Raw genomic sequence first — 18490 nt, 5'->3', positions numbered from 1 at the left:
ATCTTTTCTCGGGCAACAACTTGAAACTGGCAAGTGCAAATTAGCGCCATTGAAGTCATCTAAATCGATTGCCAGCGGCACACGTCGAAAATAAGGCGATCACCCGTTCAGAAAACTGTCCACCGCCTTCACATTTTGTGTGGCGAAGAAATCTGCGGTAGAGCCGACATAGACAACCCGGCCGCGATCAAGAAAAACCACCTGCTGCGCCAGCTTCTTTATGTCGTCAGGATGGTGGGTGACAATAATCACCGTGTTTTTTGTTTCTCCATGCAAGTCGAGAAGCAGGGAGGCCATACCCGCCCGCAGTCCCGGATCGAGTGCGGCAAAGGGCTCGTCGAGCAGCATGACCGGTTTTTTTCTGACCAGCGCGCGCGCCAGCGCCGCCCTCTGCCTTTCTCCGCCGGAAAGCGTGCCCGGCAAACGTTTGTCGAAACCCGCAAGACCGACGCGGACGAGGGCCATCTCAATCCGTTCCCGGTCTTCCAAACGTAATTTCAGCCCGGGGCTGACACCGAGAGCGACATTGGTGAAGATATCGAGATGGGCGAAAAGATTATTATCCTGGAAGATCGATGAGACCGGTCTCTCCGAAGGATCGAGCGCCGCCATGTCCTGCCCGCCGATCATCACGCGGCCGGAATCCGGCACCTCGAAGCCTGCGACGAGGTTGAGAAGCGTCGACTTGCCAGAACCGGACGCGCCAACGACAGCGGTTATCCGGCTCTGCGGGAATGTGCAATCGAGGTCGAGATCCTGCGTTCCAAGCCGCAGCCTGACCTTGTTGAGTTCAACGGCAAAATCTTCGCCGGTCATATGCTCGCCCTTGCAGATGGGGATTGCCGCGCAACACCGCCTGCGGCAAGCAGCAGGCAGACGATACCGAGAAGGAAGGCATAACCGGCGGCGTCATTGGTACGATAGCTGCCCATGCTGCTGTAAACCAGCCATGGCAGGGTGACGAAACTTTCCGACCCGAACAGGGCAACCGCACCTAAATCGCCGAGAGACAGGGCCATGGCGAAGGAAAACGCCATGGCCAGCGGCCGCCACAGAACCGGAAGATCGGCGAACCGCAGCCGCGTCAAGCCCTGAAGCCCGAGACTGGCGGAAAGCCGGCCGGTGCGCAAAAAATGACTGGTGAAAGCCGGTTCCAGCACCCGCATGGCAAGCGGCAAAGCCATCAGCATATTGATGAGCGCCACGAGGCCCGGCGCATAGAAGCTGACATCGCCGAAAACCCGCAATAACAGAAACCACCCGCTTCCCAATACGACAGGCGGCACCAAAAGCACCAGCGAAGACCCCGCCCCCAGCATGGCGGAGAGGAAGCGCAGGGGTTGCCCCGCCTGCCGTCTGGAGCCTATCGCCTGTCGCGCGCCGATGATCGCCATGCAGCAGAGCACAACAAGGGCTGCAGACAGTGCGGCAATTGCAAGACTGGCCACCGCCGCGCGCAGGAAAATCGGCGCGGACAGAAGGCGCGGCAGATCGGCCCTCAAACCCGAAACAGCGATGGCGGCAAGCGGCAGGCCGATCAGCAGAACAGTGAACACGATTGCCACGCCATCCCAAAGGCGAGCGCCGACGCCTTTTCCATCGAAACGGCGAAGGGAACGACCAAGCGAGGGAATCTCCGCTTCGGGCGACGGCAAAAAGGCAAGAAGGCCGAGTAGAATTGCGGTGAGGGCAATCTGCAAAACCGAAAGCGCAATCGCCCGCTGCGGATCGAAATCGAACCGCAGCGCCTGATAGATCGCCACCTCCAGCGTCGTTGCCGCCGGCCCACCGCCCAAAAGAAGAACGAGCGTGAAGCTGGTGGCGCACAGCATGAAGACAAGCCCGGCAATACCGGGGATGAGACGCGCGACCGCCGGCCATTCGATAAAACGGAAAATCGAAACCGGACCCATACCGAGGCTCGCCGCCATGCGCCAATATTCGCCCGGAATACGCTCCAGCCCGGCCAGCATCAGCCGCACCGAAAGCGGCAGATTGAAAAACACATGGGCAATAAGAATGCCGGAAAGACCGTAAATGCTGAACGGCTCATCCGCCCCGGCAAAAACAAGGGCCGAATTCAAAACGCCCTGCCTGCCCCAGATGGTGATGATACCGAAAGCGCCGACGATCACAGGCAGACCCATCGGCACCGCCATCAGTCTGACGATCCAGATTCTTCCTGGAAACTCGCGCCGACGGCAAAGCGCCAGTGCCACCGGCAGGCCGAGAAAAAGGGAAAGAAGGGTGGAGAGCGTTGCCTGATAAAGCGTGAAACGCAGGATGCGCAGCGTATAGGCATCCATGATGCCGGCAGCGGGCGCGCCGGCATCAAAAGACAGGAGAGCCGCAACCGCGAGCGCCATGAACAGGAAAACGGCAGCAAAAGCCGCCGTTCCGAAAATGATCGACCGTCGGTAATCGCGACACGGCATCATGCGCGGGTGTGCCCCTTCCTCAATTCATGCTCATGGCGGCAAGCCATTCATCGATCCATGCCTTGCGGTTCCTCGCTACCTCTTCCGGATCCATCAGGAAAGTCTTCTGCGGCACCACGAGTTTGGAAAACGCCTCCGGCAAAGGCTTAGAGGTCGCCGCGACCGGCATCATCCAGTTGTTTTCCGGAATGGCATCCTGAAAACCGGATGTTAGCGTGAAAGCGAGGAACTGCTTTGCCAGTTCCTTGTGCGGCGCGTTTTTGAGGAGACCGGAAACCTCGATCTGGATGTAATGTCCTTCGGAAAAGGCGGCGGCCTGATAACGATCCGTTTTTTCAGCGACCATGTGATAGGCGGGCGAGGTGGTGTAGGAGAGCACCATCGGCACCTCACCCTTGGTGAAGAGGCCATAGGATTCCGACCAGCCCGGCGTGACGGTGAGAATGCGCTTCCTGAACTTTTCCCAAGCCTCCCGGGCCTTGTCGCCGTAAACCGATTTCACCCATAGCAGCAGGCCGAGCCCCGGCGTGGAGGTGCGCGGATCCTGAATGACGATTTTCTGCGAGGGGTCGCCTTCCACGAGGTCTTTCAGGCTCATCGGCGGGCTTTTCACCGTCTGCGTATCATAGATGACAGCGAAATGACCGTAATCATAGGGAATGAAAACATCGTCCGTATAACCGCCCGGCACTTTGGCCGCCGATGCATCGATGCCGCTGACATCGAACAGACCGGTCTGTTTTGCTTCCGCGACAAGATTGGTGTCGAGACCGACGACGACATCCGCCTTGGACCCCGCCCCTTCAAGCTTCAGACGATTGAGCAGCGCCACGCCATCGGCCACGCCGACGAAATTGATCGTGCAGTTACAAACCTTCTCGAAGGCCTCCTTCACCTTGGGGCCGGGACCCCATTCGGAAACGAAACTCTCATAGGTGTAGACGGTCAGTTCCTGTCTATCCTGTGCAATGGCAAGACCGGGCAGAAACAGCGAGGCGGCAACGAGGGAATTCAGGAAAAGACGACGGCGCACGGGTATCTCCTCAAAAAACGATAGGGAAATAGCCGTCTGCGTTAAAGCCGTCTAATCCCTCCGCCGGTATGAACCGGATCAGGTTCTTCGGGTTGGCAAGCCTCTCAGCCTTTTACACCCAAGCGCAAAAGACACCCCGTTAGATCAAGATGATGGTGTAATCCCGCCGTCCGTGATTGGCAAGATGGCCGAGGTCAGCCCTGTTCCGTCATATGCACCAGTTCCCACACATGTCCGTCGGGGTCCTGAAAGCTGCCGGCATACATGAAGCCATGATCCTGCACGGGCTTCCAGCTGCCACCGCCGGAGGCGAGCGCCGTGGCGATCATCCGGTCGATTTCCTCCCTGCTTCCGGCGGAAAGACAGGTCAGAACCTCGGTGGTTCGCGTCGCATCGGCAATGTCGCCGTTGATGAAATCGCGGAAACGTCCCTCCTGCAGAAGCATCACGAAGATATTCTCTTCCACGATCATGCAGAGTGTGTGGTCATCTGAATATTCCGGGTTGAAGCTGAAACCGAGAGCAGTAAAGAAGTTTCTTGACGTCTCGATGTTCTTGACCGGCAGATTGACAAAAATCATGCGCATTTTTCAACTCCTCCAAGCGAACGCCGGCATAGAACGGCAATTCTGCTTTTCTGTCAAAGGCCGAAGGAGGACCGGCAAAGGAAGGACTGATGCCTTCAGCCCTCCAGTTCCTCGCGAAGCATCTCCAGTTCCAGCCATTCTTCTTCCATGACTTCCAGCTTGTCGCGCAGCTTCGACATTTCCTGCGCCAGCGTGTTGAAAGCCTCCGGATCTTTTGTGAAAAGTTCCGGATCGGCCATGCGCTGCTCGCGTTTTGCGATTTCGCTTTGCGCCTTCTCCATCTCCTTAGGCAGATTTTCGAGCGCGAATTTCTGCTTGAAGGAAAGCTTGCCCTTCGCCTTTACAGGCTCCTGTGAAGCCGAGGCGGAAGATGCCGCTTTCGCCTTTTCCTGCTTCTCAGCCTTGCGCTTATCGTCCGACGCCCCCTTGCGCTGCGCCATCATGTCCGAATAGCCACCGGCATATTCGATCCAGCGCCCGTCAGGCTGGTCGGGATTAACAGGGGCGATGGTGGAGGTAACGGTACGGTCGAGAAAATCGCGGTCGTGGCTGACGAGAATGACCGTGCCGGAGAAGCCGGCGACGATTTCCTGCAGCAGATCGAGCGTTTCGATATCGAGATCGTTGGTCGGCTCGTCGAGGATCAGAAGATTGGTCGGCCGTGCCAGAATGCGCGCCAGAATAAGGCGCGCGCGCTCGCCACCGGACAGGTTGCGGATCGGCGTGCGGGCCTGTTCCGGCTGGAACAGAAAGTCCTTCATATAGCCCGTCACATGCTTCAATTCGCCGTTAACCAGCAGATTTTCGCCGCGGCCATCGGTCAGATAATGCGCGAGCGTATCGTTGGGATTGAGATCCTCGCGCTTCTGGTCGAGCGTCGCAATCTCCAGATTGGTGCCAAGCTTCACCGTGCCGCTATCGGGCTCCAGCTGGCCGGTGAGCATCTTCAGAAGCGTGGTTTTACCGGCGCCGTTCGGGCCGACGAAGCCGATGCAATCGCCGCGATGGACGCGCAGCGAAAAGGGCGCGACGATCACGCGCTCGCCGTAAGCCTTGGTGATGGCCTCGGCCTCGATGACCAGTTTGCCGGATTCACGCCCTTCGGTAACGGTCGCCTGCACCGTGCCCTGCGGCCCCTTGTGGCCGCGATATTCCGCACGCATCGCCTGAAGCTCGCCGACGCGGCGCATGTTGCGCTTACGCCTTGCGGTCACGCCATAACGCATCCAGTGTTCTTCGCGCTCGATGGCCTTGCCGAGCTTGTGCTGCTCCAGCTCTTCCTCTTCCAGAACCTTGTCGCGCCATTCCTCGAAATGGGCAAAGCCACGATTGAGACGGCGGGACTGGCCACGATCGAGCCACACGGTCGAGGTCGAGACCTTCTCCAGAAAGCGTCGGTCGTGCGAGATCAGCACCAGCGCACTGCGCGTCTGCTGCAGCTCGCTTTCAAGCCATTCGATGGTGGGAAGATCGAGATGGTTGGTCGGCTCGTCCAGCATCAAAATATCCGGCTCAGGCGCCATGACGCGGGCAAGTGCCGCGCGGCGCGCCTCGCCGCCTGAGAGGCTCTCCGGATTTTCCTGTCCGGTAAGGCCCAGATGTTCGAGAAGATAGGTGACGCGATAGTGATCGTCACCGGGGCCGAGCCCCGCTTCGGCATAGGCCTGAACCGTGTCGTAACCGGCAAAATCCGGGGCCTGCTCCAGATAACGGATGGTGGCCGCCGGATGCCGGAAGACCTCGCCCGACTGCGCCTCGACGAGACCCGCGGCGATCTTCATCAGGGTGGACTTACCGGAACCGTTGCGCCCGACAAGGCAGATGCGATCGCCCGGTTCCACCTGGAGATTGGCGCCGTCGAGCAGCGGGGTCACGCCGAAGGTCAGCTTGATGTCATCGAGTTTCAAAATTGGGGGTGCCAAGGCGTCAGGCTCCGGTCAGGTCATAAGGGCGGGCGAGCACGATGGCTTTTCCGCTTTTCAGCGAGAAATGCACGGGGCCGCCATTCGCGACATTGGAAATAGTGCGGGACGAACCGAAAGCAAGCGCGAAATCCTTCAATGGATAACGCACATTGCCGATATCGAGCCCATCAAGAGCGGTAAATCCGGCAACCGAAAACAGCGAAGCGGGCGGCAGATCAATGGCGAGCGAACCGGCAAGCAACGGCCTTGCCTCTTCCTCACCCGAGGTCAGCGTCACCTCAAAACCATGTTCCGCAAGCGCTACCGCATAAAGAAGGTGTTGCAGAGCATGGTCGCTTCGTGCGCCGCCAAGCGCGCCCACCAGCAGCAGCGAATGCGCGCCGCGCGACAGTGCCTCGGAGACCGCGATCTCACCATCTGTCACTGCCTTTGCCGCCGGATAGGGTTGCCGCGTCACATCGGGCCAGGCGTTGAGCAACTCTTCATTGGCGGAATCGAAATCCCCAACCCACAGCTCGGGCACAAGGCCAAGCGGCCCGGCATGGCGCATGCCGCCATCGGCCGCAATCACACGACTGTCCGCGACCGCCTCTTTCAGACGACCGGTCACCGTGACATCGCCGCCAAGCAGAATGGTGAAGCGCTCTTTGTTCATGCCCTGCCTTACCGCACCTCGGCCGAAAATGGAAAGCAGAAACCCGATGAAATCAGCCTATATTGATTTTCGCCGGCTTCGGGATTATGAAACCCCTCAGTGGTGATTTGCCGACCGGCTTGCAGCCACTTTAAAGAAGTCGCTAAAGGGTCGAGGAAAAGGGCAATTTCCTGGGACCGGTCGCGATTTCGCTGCCGGTTTTTTTGTTTTCGCAACGTTCTTTACGCGACCCGGAAAAGAGAGTTCGACATGCCGATCAAGATTCCCGATACGCTTCCCGCCTTTGAGACCCTCGTTCATGAGGGCGTGCGGGTCATGACCGAAACGGCGGCCATCCGGCAGGATATCCGCCCGCTCCAGATCGGGCTTCTCAACCTCATGCCGAACAAGATCAAGACCGAAATCCAGATGGCGCGCCTCGTCGGCGCCTCGCCGCTGCAGGTGGAATTGTCGCTCATCCGCATCGGCGGCCATCGCGCCAAGAACACGCCGGAAGAACATCTCCTCTCCTTCTACGAGACGTGGGAAGAAGTGCGTCACCGCAAGTTCGACGGTTTCATCATCACCGGCGCGCCGATTGAGCTGCTCGAATATGAGGACGTCACCTATTGGAATGAAATGCAGAAGATATTCGAATGGACCCGCACCAATGTTCATTCGACCCTCAACGTCTGCTGGGGCGCGATGGCCGCCATCTATCATTTCCATGGGGTGCCGAAATACGAGCTGAAGGAAAAAGCTTTCGGGGTCTATCGCCACCGCAACCTTTGCCCCTCCTCGATCTACCTCAACGGCTTTTCGGACGATTTTCAGGTTCCGGTATCACGCTGGACGGAAGTTAGGCGCGCCGATATCGAAAAACACCCCGACCTCGAAATCCTGATGGAATCTGAGGAAATGGGCGTGTGTCTGGTGCATGAAAAGGCAGGCAACCGTCTCTATATGTTCAATCATGTCGAATATGATTCGACCTCATTGTCCGACGAATATTTCCGTGACGTGAATTCCGGCGTTCCCATCAAGCTGCCGCATGATTATTTTCCGCACAATGATCCGGAACTAGCCCCGCTCAACCGTTGGCGCAGCCATGCCCATCTGTTTTTCGGCAACTGGATCAACGAAATATACCAGACGACGCCCTACGATCTCGAATCCATCGGCAAACTCGCTGCGTAAATTGCGGATTGCGAATTGCCGGAAAATGACGCAACGTCCGCCGGCAATTCATGGCAATCGGGAGAATGACGTTATGAGCGACGCGGCGGTGCGGGAGAATTTCGGTTTCACGGCGACCGGCGAAAAAGTCGAACGCGTCACCATCTCGAAAGGCGGGCTGACGGCCAAGATCATCACCTGGGGCGCCGTTATTCAGGATCTGCGTCTTGAAGGCCACCAGCCGCCCCTCGTGCTCGGCTTCGACAAGTTCGAGGACTATAAATATTCCTCCTATTTCGGCGCCACCCCCGGCCGCAACGCCAACCGTATTGGCGACGGCCGGTTCTCGATCGACGGGCACGAATACCAGCTGGAGCTCAATGAAAAGGGCGTAAGCCACCTGCATGGCGGTAGCGACGGCATGGGCAAACGCAACTGGATGCTGATGGAACATGGCGAAAGCCATGTGGTTCTGCAGATTATCGACCCCGATGGCCGCGCCGGTTATCCCGGCAATTGCACGGTCACGGCCACCTATACGATCCTCGACGGCGGCGTGCTTTCGGTGGTCTATGAAACGGTGACCGACCAGCCGACCATCGCCAATGTCTGCCAGCATTCCTACTTCAATCTCGATGGCGCAGACACCGCACTTGGGCATGAGATCAGCATCGCGGCTGATTTTTACCTGCCCACCAATGACAAGCAGATACCGACGGGCGAAATCCGCTCCGTCGAAGGCACCGTCTTCGACCTGCGCCACCCGACACCGATGCGGCGCAAGGAGAATGGCGAGCAGGTTCTCTACGACCATAATTTCTGCCTCTCGCCAGAGCGCCGCGCCAAGCGCAAGGTCGCCCGCGCCTATTCGTCGGCCTCCGATATCGCCCTTGAAGTTCACACCACCGAACCCGGTGTGCAGTTTTATTCGGCCTTTAAACTGGATGTTCCGGTTCCCGGCCTCGATGGCCGTCGCTATGGCCCCTTTGCCGGTTTCTGCCTGGAAACGCAGATATGGCCGGACGCCGTCAACCACGCGGATTTCCCGCACGCCATCCTGCGGCCAGGCGAAACCCTGCGACAGGAAACCGATTATATTTTCAAGAAAGGCTGAAGCGGCACGCCGGGATCAATCCAGCACGCAGCCGACATAGCCGCCGGAGGCGCGGGCGCGCCGTTCGATGAGGCTAGCAAGCCGTTGCAGCCCGCGTCCCGGCTTGCTGGCGACGCGGTCGATTGGATTGGGTAGTGACACAGCCAGCAGCGCCGCCTGACGGGAGCTGAGTTTTGCGGCCGGCACCTTGAAATGGTGCTGGGCGGCAGCCTCGATACCGTAAATTCCCGGTCCCCATTCCGCAACGTTGAGATAAATCTCCATCATCCGCTTTTTCGACCACACGAAATCGGCGGCAATTGCCAGCGGCAATTCCAGCCCCTTGCGCAAAAACGAGCGGCCGTTCCATAAGAACAGATTCTTCGCCGTCTGCATCGGAATAGTGCTGGCGCCGCGGGTGGAAGCCCCCTCGAGCGCATCGCTGACCACGGATTGCATCTGGTTCCAGTCCACACCGCCGTGGAAACAGAACTGCCCGTCCTCAGACATCATCACGGATTGCACAAGGCGCGGCGAAATATCCTCAAGCGGCACCCAGCGTCTATCATAACCCTGAAGCGTCACGAGATCGGCAAGCATCAGCGTTGAAACAGGCCGGATGAACGGCAGCGCATAAACCGGGATAAGCAGATAGGGCAGGATCAGCAAAACCAGCATGGTCATGACGATACGCTTTGCCAACGTGCGAAAATCCACCTTCTGCCTGCTTCGGTCTTCCGCCAGCACAGCATATTCTGCGTCGCTTTCAGGCGTACTGCTCAATATCCGTCCCCGCGCCCCACGCCAATTGAAGCCTTTCATAGTCCATTGCCGCCTTGAAGGCGAGTCCGGTGACACCGTTGCGACCCCGGAATCACGAAAAGGTTTGCCTGCATTCGTCCGGCATGCCAAAGAGCGCGCATGGACGCTCAGATGACGAATTTCGAAACGAGACTGCGCGAAAACGCGGCAAAAACCGAAGCCCTGCTTGGCCGCCTGCTTTCCGGCGAAGCCCGCGCGGATGAGATCACGCGCCCGCAAAACCTGCTCGACGCCATGCGCCATGGCGTGCTGAACGGCGGTAAACGCCTGCGGCCCTTCCTCGTCATCGAAAGTGCTGCCCTTGCGGGCGGGAATGCCGAAGCCGCCCTTTATGTCGGCGCGGCACTGGAATGCCTCCATTGTTATTCGTTGGTTCATGACGATCTGCCGGCCATGGACGATGACGACCTGCGCCGCGGCCAGCCGACGGTGCATCGCAAATTCGATGAGGCAACCGCTATTCTCGCGGGTGACAGCCTGCTGACGCTTGCCTTCGACATCATCGCCTCGGATGACAATCCGCTAGCCGCGGAACGCAAGGCCGCGCTCGTGCTTTCGCTTGCCCGCGCAGCGGGCATAGGCGGTATGGCTGGCGGCCAGGCGCTCGATCTCGCTGCGGAAAAGAAGGCACCCGATGAAGCCGGCGTCGTTACATTGCAGGCTATGAAAACCGGCGCACTGTTACGTTTTGCCTGTGAAGCGGGCGCAATTGTTGCTGGCAGCGACATTTCCGAAAGGCAAAGGCTGCGTCTCTTCGGCGAAAAGATCGGCCTCGCCTTCCAGCTTGCCGACGACCTTCTGGATTTGACGGCCGACGCCGCCACCATGGGCAAGGCCACAGGAAAGGATGCCGCTCGCGGCAAGGGAACGCTTGTGGCGTTGCGCGGCGAAGACTGGGCACGTCGCAAACTGCAGGAGCAGGTGGCGGAAGCCAGCGAACTCTTGGCCCCCTATGGCGAAAAGGCCGCAATTCTCATCGCGGCCGCCAGATTCATCGCTGAACGAAAAAGCTGAGCGGCTTCCGCTCAGCTTTTCATCACCCAATCAGCCCTTGAGCGGCGAAATCAGCACTTCGACGCGACGGTTCTGGGCGCGGCCATCCGGCGTTGCGTTCGAGGCGATCGGCTGCGACGGGCCGAAGCCGAGCGTCGAAATACGGCGCTGGTCGACGCCGCGCGCGCCGAGATAATTGGCGACCGACGCGGCACGACGTTCCGAAAGGCCCTGATTGTAACCGGCGCTGCCGGTAGAATCGGTATGGCCGTTGATGTCGATGAGCGTGCGGTTGAACTTGTTCAGCACGATGGCGACAGAATCGAGCGTCTGATAGAATGGCGGGATGACCTGATCCTGGTCCGTCGCGAAGGTGATGTTCGACGGCATGTTGAGAACGATGCTGTCGCCACGGCGGGTAACCGAAACGCCGGTTCCCTGAAGCTGGGCGCGAAGCTCTGCTTCCTGGCCATCCATGTAATTGCCGATGGCGCCGCCGGCGAGCGCGCCGATGCCCGCACCGATGAGCGCTGCATTGCGGCGACCGGTCGGCGAACCGCCGACAGCCAGACCACCCAGAGCACCAACCACGGCGCCGATGCCGGCGCCGCCCGCCGTGTTCGAAATCTTCTGCTCACCCGTATAGGGATCGGTGGTGGTGCAGGCGGAAAGATAGGTCCCGCAAAGGGCGACGATCGCGATTTTTTTGATCATGTGTTTTGATGCTCCGAGAGGTTCAGGAGGTATGACAATGGAATTCCGGCCTTTTCACGCTACTCTTTACTCCGCCGCATCTTTCCGGCCAAAACGCTTTTCGATGTAATCGATCACAAGCGCTTCAAAATCGGCGGCGATGTTGGGACCACGCAGGGTCAGCGCCTTTTCGCCATCAATAAAGACGGGCGCTGCCGGGCTTTCGCCGGTTCCGGGCAGCGAAATGCCAATATCGGCATGTTTGCTTTCGCCGGGCCCATTGACGATGCAGCCCATGACGGCAACGTTGAGCGCCTCGACCCCGGGATATTTTTCCCGCCATATCGGCATGTTCTTGCGAATGTCGTTCTGGATGTTCTGGGCCAGTTCCTGAAACACGGTAGACGTGGTGCGCCCGCAGCCAGGACATGCCGCAACGACCGGAATGAACTGCCGAAAGCCCATGACCTGCAGCAGTTCCTGCGCCACCTGGACCTCGCGGGTGCGGTCGCCATTCGGCTCCGGCGTCAGCGAAACGCGGATCGTATCGCCGATGCCATGCTGAAGCACGTAACCCATGGCGGCGGACGAGGCGACGATGCCTTTCGAACCCATGCCCGCTTCGGTCAGGCCGAGATGCAGGGCGTGGTCGGAGCGTTCCGACAGCATGGAATAAACGGCGATCAGGTCCTGCACCTGGCTGACCTTGGCCGACAGGATGATGCGGTTGCGCGGCAGGCCGATTTCTTCGGCAAGCTCGGCGGAAATCAGCGCCGACTGAACGATCGCTTCTCGCGTTACCTGACGGGCGGAGAGAGGGAAGCCTTGCTCCTTGTTCCTGTCCATCAGGGTCGTCAGCAATTCCTGATCGAGCGAGCCCCAGTTGACGCCGATTCGCACCGGCTTGTCGTAACGGATCGCCATTTCCACGATCTCGCCGAACTGCTTGTCCTTCTTGTCCTTGAAGCCGACATTGCCCGGATTGATGCGGTATTTGGCCAGCGCCTCGGCACAGGCAGGGTGATCGGCGAGAAGCTTGTGGCCGATATAATGGAAATCGCCAACAAGCGGCACATCAAGCCCAAGACGCAGCAACCGCTCGCGGATTTTCGGCACCGCGGCCGCACTCTCGTCGCGGTCGACGGTGATGCGCACGATTTCCGAACCGGCGCGGAACAACGCCGCCACTTGGCTGACCGTGGCGTCGATATCCGCCGTATCGGTATTGGTCATCGACTGCACGACGACGGGCGCGCCGCCACCGACGATGACACCGCCCACGTCTACGGCGACGGATGCGCGGCGGGGCTTGGGATCGTAATCGGCATGTGACGTCATGGCGGTCTCTGGAGCTTGCGGCAAGGTCTGGCAATTGAGGTGAAACAAGGGGGCCGGCTTGTCAACACCCAACGCATGAGAGCTTCTACTTTACCGCAATCATGGCAAAATTCGAGACGCCTATTCCTTGCCCGCGCCATCCGCATGGCGGGCAAGCCGGGAAAGCAGCAAAACCACAACATGGAGCAGGGGCAGGAACAGGAAGACACTGGCAAGACCGGTATGTTCCGCGATGAAGCCGATGGCGGACGGTGCCACCAAGATACCGGAGTAACCCATGGTGGTAACAACCGAAAGGCCGATTCCCGGCGCCAGCCCAGGCATATTGCCCGCTGCCGAAAAGGCAATCGGCACCATGTTGGAAATACCGATGCCGGCAATTGCAAAGCCGATGATGGCAATGGTCGAATTTTCTGCAATACCGGCAATCAGAAGACCAATGATCGACATGGCCGAGCAGAAGCGCAGGGTCGTTACGGCGCCAAAGCGGTCACGCACCAGATCGCCGGCAAACCGCATCGCCGCCATGGTCATCGAAAAGGCCGCAAAGGCAAAACCGGACTGCGATACGGAAGCACCGAGTTCATTGCGCAGATAAAGCGCGCCCCAGTCGAGGATAGCGCCTTCAGGAATCATCGAGAACAGAGCCATCAGGCCGATGATCCACGGCAGCGGCGTGAGCGGCAGGCCACCTTTCGGGCGCTCCTCCTCCGGATGCGGACGATCCGCAAGGACGCGCGGCCACGCAATGACCAGCAGCACGAGCGCGATGACGGTTAGCGCAATGGCGTGTCCCTGCACACCGATGGCCGTGATGAGATACCCGCCAAGACCGGCGCCGATCAGGCCGCCGAGGCTCCAGAAAGCGTGGCACGACGACATGATGGCGCGGCGCATATCGCGCTCCACCGCTACCGCATTGGCGTTCATGGCGACATCCATCGCCCCCGTCAGCCCGCCGAACAGGAAAACCGCGATCACCCCCGCCCAGACGGTGCCGGCCCAGGAGATGAAAAGCAGCGTCGGCAGAAAGATGGCGGCGGTGACAAGGCTGACCGTACGCGAGCCGAAACGGGCGATCTGCGATCCTGCAATCGGCATGAAAACCAGCGAACCGATACCGAAAACCAGAATGATCAGGCCGAGCGCACTTTCGCTGAGGGACAGACGTGCGGCAAATTCCGGAATCTTCGGCGCCCATGAGCCCATCATGAAGCCGTTCATCAAAAACAGCAGCGAAACGCCAAGCCTGTGCCGCGTCAGATAGGATGAGCGTGTGCCTGTCGGCGAAAACGTCGTGGGGCCATTCATCGGCAATATCCTTCAGACTTGACCATGAGAAAACGGGGCAGCGTCATCTTCGCCGCAATAAACGTCTACGCCTTGTGCCGAAAGCGACTCGACCAATGCACGGTCGGCATCCCGTTCCAGCACGAGGCAAAGCGGTGGGGAAAAATCATGAACGTGGAAAGCAGCCTTATGGCCGAGCTTTTCCGTGGTGATGGCGGCGATCACCCGCTGGCTGGCACTACAGGCAAGCCGCTTGAACACCGCATCCTCGAAAACATCCGCCGAAAGGCCCGTCTCGGCCGCAACGCCGCAAACACCGAGGACACATAGATCTGGCCGCATCAGTTCAAGCTGCCGAAGCGCCATGGCATCGATCGCCGCACCAACGGCAGGATCGACCTTGCCGCCAATCAGCACCAGATCGATATCGGCCCGCCCCGTCAGCTCGGCGGCTATGGCGGGCGTATTCGTCACTACGGTCAGATTGAGCCCGGCCGGTATCGCTCGTGCAATGGCAAGATTGGTCGACCCGGCATCGATGAAAACCACCATGCCCGGTTCAATGAGCGGAACGACGGCGCGCGCCAGCATGGCCTTGCGGTCAGCATCCTCGGTAATCCGCGTTTTGAGCGGCACCGTCGTGCTGTCGGAAAGCAGGGCCCCGCCATAAACGCGCAGGCATTCCCCCCGCGCCGCCATCTCGCGCAGGTCGCGGCGCACCGTGTCTTCGGAAACGCCGAAATTCTGGGCCAGATCCTGCGCGAGCACGCGGCCGCTTTGCCGTAGCTGCGCTAGGATGAGCGCCTGCCGCTCACTGACGAAATGATCACTCATTAGGACTCATGCATAAACAAGAATAAACGTGCACGAACATGCATAAACAAGTTTCTGCCGAAGCGCAATAAAAAACGCCCGCCGGGAAGGCGGGCGTCCGTAACTCTATTGCCGATGAGCTACGCCTTATTCGGCGTAGGAGATCAACAAGTCCTTGGCATCGATCTGGTCACCGGGCTTTACCAGAACTTCAGTGATCTTGCCGTCGCGTTCGGCATGCAGCGCCGTTTCCATCTTCATGGCCTCGATGGAGAGCAGCACGTCGCCAGCCTTGACCTCCTGACCCTGGTTAATGAAGACGCGGCTGATGACACCAGGCATCGGCGCGCCGATATGGGACGCATTGCCGGGTTCCGCCTTGCGGCGCACCGCAGAGCCGGAAGCGCCATGGGCGCGATCCGGCACCTTGATGCGGCGCGGCTGACCATTGATCTCGAAGAACACCGTCACCATGTCCTTGTCATCAACGCCGGACGAAGCCTGATTGACGACGACAAGCGTCTTGCCGCGCTCGAGATCGGCAAACAGCTCTTCGCCATCTTCCATGCCGTAGAAATAGGCATGGGTCGGCAGCACGGAGACCGGACCATATGTCTCAGCAGTCAGCGCGAAATCGGTGAATACCTTCGGATACATCAAATAGGATGCGAACTCGAAGTCATCGACCTTGCGCTCCAGCTTGGTCTCGATCACCTTCCGTTCGGCATCGAGATCGGCATCCTCCAGCAGCGAACCCGGACGGACGGTATAGGGCGCTTCGCCCTTCAGCGCCTTTTTCTGCAGGGCTGCCGGCCAGCCGCCCGGCGACTGCCCAAGATCGCCCTTCAGCATCGACACCACCGATTCCGGGAAAGACACTTCACGATCAGGGTTTTCAACATCGGCCACCGTCAGATCCTGACTGACCATCATCAACGCCATATCACCGACGACCTTGGAAGACGGCGTCACCTTGACGATATCGCCGAACATCCGGTTGGCGTCGGCATAGGCCTGCGCCACCTCGTGCCAGCGGCTCTCAAGCCCCAGCGAACGGGCCTGTTCCTTGAGGTTGGTGAACTGGCCGCCCGGCATTTCATGCAGATAGACTTCCGAGGCTGGTCCCTTGAGATCGCTCTCGAAGGCGGCATACTGGTTGCGCACGGCCTCCCAATAGAAGGAAATGCGGCGGATCCATTCGGTATCGAGACCCGTGTCGCGCTCCGAGCCCGCCAGCGCCTCCACAATCGAGCCAAGGCAAGGCTGCGACGTATTGCCGGAGAAGGCGTCCATTGCGGCATCCACGGCGTCGACACCGGCATCCACGGCCGCAAGAACGGTCGCGGCGGAAATGCCCGAAGTATCATGGGTGTGGAAATGAATCGGCAGACCGGTCGCCTCGCGCAGCGCCTTGAACAGAACCTTGGCGGCAGCCGGTTTCAGCAGGCCCGCCATATCCTTGACGGCGATGATATGGGCGCCGGCCTTTTCCAGCTCAACGGCGAGGTTGGTATAATATTTGAGATCATATTTCGGACGCGCCGAATTCAACAGGTCGCCGGTGTAGCAGATGGTCGCCTCGCAGAGCTTGTTCTCCTCGGCAATTGCATCCATCGAGACGCGCATATTCTCCACCCAGTTCAGGCAGTCGAAGACGCGGAAGAGATCGACCCCACCCTTTGCGGCCTGACGGACGAAGTATTTCACGACGTTGTCGGGATAGTTCTTGTATCCAACGCCGTTCGCGCCGCGCAGAAGCATCTGCAGCAGCAGGTTTGGCGCGCCTTCGCGGATCAGCGCAAGACGCTCCCATGGGTCTTCCGTCAGGAAGCGCATGGAAACGTCGAACGTCGCACCACCCCAGCATTCCAGCGAGAGAAGCTGCGGCAGCGCCTTGGCGTAAACGCTGGCGACACGGGCGATATCATGGGTACGAACGCGGGTGGCCAAAAGCGACTGGTGCCCGTCACGCATGGTCGTATCGGTAACCAGAACGCGTTTTTCATTGCGCATCCAGTCCGAAAAGCCTTTCGGGCCAAGCTTGTCCAGCAGTTGTTTGGTGCCATCGGGCGTCGGCGCGTCGATATAAGGTACGACCGGCTTTGCCGCCTTTTGGGAGGGCTTAGCACGACCCTTGGTTTCCGGGTGGCCGTTGACAGTCACATCGGCAAGATAGGTCAGGAGCTTGGTGGCGCGGTCCTGACGCTTGACCTGCGCGAACAGTTCCGGCGTCGAATCGATGAAGCGAGTCGTATAGGTGTTGTTGCGGAAGCTGTCGTGACCGATAATGGCTTCGAGGAAGGTGAGGTTCGTTGCCACACCGCGAATACGGAATTCGCGCAGCGCGCGATCCATGCGGTTGATCGCTTCATCCGGTTGCGGCGCCCAGGCCGTTACCTTGACGAGCAGCGGATCGTAATAACGGGTGATGACAGCGCCGGTATAGGACGTACCGCCATCCAGACGGATGCCGAAGCCCGAGGCGGAACGGTAGGCGGTGATACGGCCATAGTCCGGAATGAAATTATGTTCCGGGTCTTCCGTCGTGATACGGCACTGCAGCGCATGGCCGTTGAGACGGATGTCCTCCTGGCGCGGCACGCCGGATTCCGCCGTGCCAATGGCGGCGCCTTCGAGAATGTGGATCTGCGCCTTGACGATATCGATACCGGTCACGACTTCAGTGACGGTATGCTCCACCTGGATGCGTGGATTGACCTCGATGAAGTAGAATTTGCCGGTATCGGCGTCCATCAGATATTCGACCGTGCCGGCGCCGATATAATTGGTGGCGGCGGCAATCTTCAGGGAGTAGGCAGCCAATTCCTGACGCTGCGCTTCGGTGAGATAGGGCGCGGGCGCACGCTCGACCACCTTTTGATTGCGGCGCTGGATCGAACAATCACGCTCGAACAGATGCACGACATTGCCATGCGTATCACCGAGAATCTGGCTTTCGACGTGACGCGCACGCTCGACCAGCTTTTCCAGATAGACCTCATCCTTGCCGAAAGCGGCCTTCGCCTCGCGCTTGGCCTCCGTCACCTCGCGGGCGAGATCCTCTCGTCTGCGGATGGCGCGCATGCCGCGTCCGCCGCCGCCCCAGGAGGCTTTCAGCATGACCGGATAGCCGATTTCCGCGGCCATGCGCTCCACTTCCGCCATATCGTCGGGCAGTGGATTGGTAGCGGGAACAACGGGGACGTTGACCGAGATCGCTAGATTACGGGCAGCCACCTTGTTGCCGAGCTGGCGCATCGTATCCGCCGTCGGCCCGATGAAGGTGATGCCGGCCTTGTTGCAGGCCTCCACGAATTCGGGGCTTTCAGACAGAAGACCGTAACCGGGATGGATCGCGTCCGCTCCGGAAAGCTTGGCAACGCGAATAACCTCCTCAATCGAAAGATAGCTCTCGATCGGCCCCATATCCTTGGCGAGATGCGGCCCCCTGCCGACCTGATAGGATTCGTCCGCCTTGAAGCGGTGCAAAGACAGCTTGTCCTCTTCCGCCCAAATCGCAACGGTTTTAATCCCAAGCTCGTTCGCTGCCCGGAAAACGCGGATCGCAATTTCGGATCGGTTGGCAACAAGTATTTTCGATATTTTCAAGACGGTCTCCCCACACGCCAAAACAAAATTTCTGCTGCACTGCGGA

General features: G+C 59.4%; 15 protein-coding genes and 2 riboswitches. Of the genes, 3 read left to right on the top strand and 12 right to left on the bottom strand.

The genetic code is table 11. From position 1 onward, the window contains the following. Nucleotides 1–99 precede the first annotated feature (99 nt). The 6 genes from PL599_RS17175 to PL599_RS17150 all read right to left on the bottom strand — a co-directional run bounded on the left by PL599_RS17175 (nucleotide 100) and on the right by PL599_RS17150 (nucleotide 6638). Entirely contained in the window at nucleotides 100–816 is a 717-nt protein-coding gene (locus PL599_RS17175) for a thiamine ABC transporter ATP-binding protein (RefSeq protein ID WP_269824814.1), read from the bottom strand. Then, complete coding sequence (gene thiP / locus PL599_RS17170; RefSeq protein ID WP_269824813.1) at nucleotides 813–2438, bottom strand: thiamine/thiamine pyrophosphate ABC transporter permease ThiP; 1626 nt, start codon at nucleotides 2436–2438, stop codon at nucleotides 813–815. Before thiP ends, PL599_RS17175 begins: the two co-directional genes overlap by 4 nt. Nucleotides 2439–2457: 19 nt before the next feature. Continuing rightward, entirely contained in the window at nucleotides 2458–3471 is a 1014-nt protein-coding gene (thiB, locus tag PL599_RS17165; protein ID WP_269824812.1) for a thiamine ABC transporter substrate binding subunit, read from the bottom strand. Nucleotides 3472–3509: 38 nt separating this feature from the next. Then, a riboswitch (TPP riboswitch) is annotated at nucleotides 3510–3620 on the bottom strand. Nucleotides 3621–3665: 45 nt separating this feature from the next. Further along, complete coding sequence (locus PL599_RS17160; RefSeq protein ID WP_077985451.1) at nucleotides 3666–4058, bottom strand: VOC family protein; 393 nt, start codon at nucleotides 4056–4058, stop codon at nucleotides 3666–3668. Between the two features lie 95 nt (nucleotides 4059–4153). Continuing rightward, entirely contained in the window at nucleotides 4154–5980 is a 1827-nt protein-coding gene (locus PL599_RS17155; protein WP_269824811.1) for an ABC-F family ATP-binding cassette domain-containing protein, read from the bottom strand. A 4-nt stretch (nucleotides 5981–5984) separates the two neighbouring features. Further along, on the bottom strand, nucleotides 5985–6638 hold the full coding sequence (locus tag PL599_RS17150) for a thiamine diphosphokinase (RefSeq protein ID WP_269824810.1): 654 nt from the start codon (nucleotides 6636–6638) through the stop codon (nucleotides 5985–5987). A gap of 89 nt (nucleotides 6639–6727) precedes the next feature. After that, nucleotides 6728–6804: riboswitch (SAM riboswitch) on the top strand. Nucleotides 6805–6887: 83 nt separating this feature from the next. Here PL599_RS17150 and metA point away from each other — a divergent pair. Both metA and PL599_RS17140 read left to right on the top strand, forming a co-directional pair. Further along, nucleotides 6888–7814: a homoserine O-acetyltransferase MetA gene (gene metA / locus PL599_RS17145; RefSeq protein WP_137412307.1), complete on the top strand. Its 927-nt coding sequence runs from the start codon at nucleotides 6888–6890 to the stop codon at nucleotides 7812–7814. 73 nt (nucleotides 7815–7887) lie between these two features. After that, entirely contained in the window at nucleotides 7888–8907 is a 1020-nt protein-coding gene (locus PL599_RS17140; RefSeq protein ID WP_077985579.1) for an aldose epimerase family protein, read from the top strand. 15 nt (nucleotides 8908–8922) lie between these two features. Here the strand turns inward: PL599_RS17140 and mtgA are convergent, their stop codons facing one another. Then, entirely contained in the window at nucleotides 8923–9570 is a 648-nt protein-coding gene (gene mtgA / locus PL599_RS17135) for a monofunctional biosynthetic peptidoglycan transglycosylase (RefSeq protein WP_416172505.1), read from the bottom strand. Between the two features lie 237 nt (nucleotides 9571–9807). Between mtgA and PL599_RS17130 the strand changes: the two genes are divergently transcribed. After that, nucleotides 9808–10722 (top strand): polyprenyl synthetase family protein, encoded by a 915-nt coding sequence (locus PL599_RS17130; RefSeq protein ID WP_269824808.1) that lies wholly within the window; start codon nucleotides 9808–9810, stop codon nucleotides 10720–10722. 30 nt (nucleotides 10723–10752) lie between these two features. On the opposite strand, the gene PL599_RS17125 is transcribed toward PL599_RS17130, so the two are convergent. The 5 genes from PL599_RS17125 to pyc form a co-directional block, all read right to left on the bottom strand. Then, nucleotides 10753–11415 (bottom strand): OmpA family protein, encoded by a 663-nt coding sequence (locus PL599_RS17125; RefSeq protein ID WP_077985445.1) that lies wholly within the window; start codon nucleotides 11413–11415, stop codon nucleotides 10753–10755. Nucleotides 11416–11481: 66 nt separating this feature from the next. Further along, nucleotides 11482–12732, bottom strand: a complete 1251-nt coding sequence (gene ispG / locus PL599_RS17120) for a flavodoxin-dependent (E)-4-hydroxy-3-methylbut-2-enyl-diphosphate synthase (RefSeq protein WP_077985444.1) — start codon at nucleotides 12730–12732, stop codon at nucleotides 11482–11484. A gap of 120 nt (nucleotides 12733–12852) precedes the next feature. After that, on the bottom strand, nucleotides 12853–14043 hold the full coding sequence (locus PL599_RS17115) for an MFS transporter (RefSeq protein WP_269824807.1): 1191 nt from the start codon (nucleotides 14041–14043) through the stop codon (nucleotides 12853–12855). Between the two features lie 12 nt (nucleotides 14044–14055). Next, a complete protein-coding gene (locus tag PL599_RS17110) occupies nucleotides 14056–14856 on the bottom strand; it encodes a DeoR/GlpR family DNA-binding transcription regulator (protein WP_077985442.1) in 801 nt (266 codons plus the stop codon). 126 nt (nucleotides 14857–14982) lie between these two features. After that, nucleotides 14983–18444 carry a pyruvate carboxylase gene (gene pyc, locus PL599_RS17105; protein WP_269824806.1) on the bottom strand — a complete coding sequence of 1154 codons (3462 nt, stop codon included), beginning with the start codon at nucleotides 18442–18444 and terminating at the stop codon, nucleotides 14983–14985. Nucleotides 18445–18490 lie beyond the last annotated feature (46 nt).

The organism is Agrobacterium sp. ST15.16.055, from assembly GCF_027956555.1.
Classification (GTDB): domain Bacteria; phylum Pseudomonadota; class Alphaproteobacteria; order Rhizobiales; family Rhizobiaceae; genus Agrobacterium; species Agrobacterium salinitolerans.
The sequence above is the reverse complement of the archived record's forward strand: the minus strand, read 5'-3'. Positions and strand labels throughout refer to the sequence as shown.

Bases quoted from the DNA above. Each gene is read 5' to 3' on its own strand.
- PL599_RS17175 (WP_269824814.1), bottom strand. From the start codon at position 816: ATGACCGGCGAAGATTTTGCCGTTGAACTCAACAAGGTCAGGCTGCGG.
- thiP (WP_269824813.1), bottom strand. From the start codon at position 2,438: ATGATGCCGTGTCGCGATTACCGACGGTCGATCATTTTCGGAACGGCG.
- PL599_RS17160 (WP_077985451.1), bottom strand. From the start codon at position 4,058: ATGCGCATGATTTTTGTCAATCTGCCGGTCAAGAACATCGAGACGTCA.
- PL599_RS17150 (WP_269824810.1), bottom strand. From the start codon at position 6,638: ATGAACAAAGAGCGCTTCACCATTCTGCTTGGCGGCGATGTCACGGTG.
- metA (WP_137412307.1), top strand. From the start codon at position 6,888: ATGCCGATCAAGATTCCCGATACGCTTCCCGCCTTTGAGACCCTCGTT.
- PL599_RS17140 (WP_077985579.1), top strand. From the start codon at position 7,888: ATGAGCGACGCGGCGGTGCGGGAGAATTTCGGTTTCACGGCGACCGGC.
- mtgA (WP_416172505.1), bottom strand. From the start codon at position 9,570: ATGACCATGCTGGTTTTGCTGATCCTGCCCTATCTGCTTATCCCGGTT.
- PL599_RS17130 (WP_269824808.1), top strand. From the start codon at position 9,808: ATGGACGCTCAGATGACGAATTTCGAAACGAGACTGCGCGAAAACGCG.
- PL599_RS17125 (WP_077985445.1), bottom strand. From the start codon at position 11,415: ATGATCAAAAAAATCGCGATCGTCGCCCTTTGCGGGACCTATCTTTCC.
- ispG (WP_077985444.1), bottom strand. From the start codon at position 12,732: ATGACGTCACATGCCGATTACGATCCCAAGCCCCGCCGCGCATCCGTC.
- PL599_RS17115 (WP_269824807.1), bottom strand. From the start codon at position 14,043: ATGAATGGCCCCACGACGTTTTCGCCGACAGGCACACGCTCATCCTAT.
- PL599_RS17110 (WP_077985442.1), bottom strand. From the start codon at position 14,856: ATGAGTGATCATTTCGTCAGTGAGCGGCAGGCGCTCATCCTAGCGCAG.